This window comes from Streptomyces doebereineriae (assembly GCF_031845645.1).
Classification (GTDB): Bacteria; Actinomycetota; Actinomycetes; order Streptomycetales; family Streptomycetaceae; genus Streptomyces; species Streptomyces canus.
On the sequence record NZ_JAVREZ010000199.1, the window covers coordinates 1 to 470 of the forward strand.

Sequence of the window (470 nt, forward strand, 5' to 3'; positions counted from 1 at the left end):
GGCCAGATGTTCTCGCAGTTCCCCGGCGCGGAGTTCCCGGTGCTCGCCCTGAGCGCCTACCGGGGCTCCCTCGGGGTCGACTCCGGGCTGCCGCAGAACGTCTACCAGCTCGACACGTCCAAGATGAAGGAGTTCAAGAACGAGGACGGCGAGCTGCTGAAGAAGATGCTGCGCCCCGGCGAGAAGCTGGACCTGTCCGACGGGGAGGGCTCGATCACCTTCGACGGCATCGAGGAGTGGGCCAGCTTCCAGATCTCGCAGCAGCCGGGCAACGGCTGGGCGCTCGGCGGCGCCATCGCCGCCATCGCCGGGCTCGCCGCCTCGCTGTTCATCCAGCGCCGCCGGGTCTGGGTGCGGGCGGTCCGGGGCGCGGACGGGGTGACCGTCGTGGAGATGGCGGGCCTGGGCCGCAGCGAGTCCGCGAAGCTCCCCGAGGAGCTGGGCGACCTCGCGGCCGCCCTGATCACGAC

The 470-nt window shown here is 71.3% G+C and carries 1 protein-coding gene; it reads left to right on the plus strand.

The window, feature by feature from the left end; genetic code table 11:
• On the plus strand, positions 1 to 470 hold a 470-nt coding region (locus RNB18_RS51440), incomplete at both ends, for a cytochrome c biogenesis protein ResB (protein ID WP_311720986.1).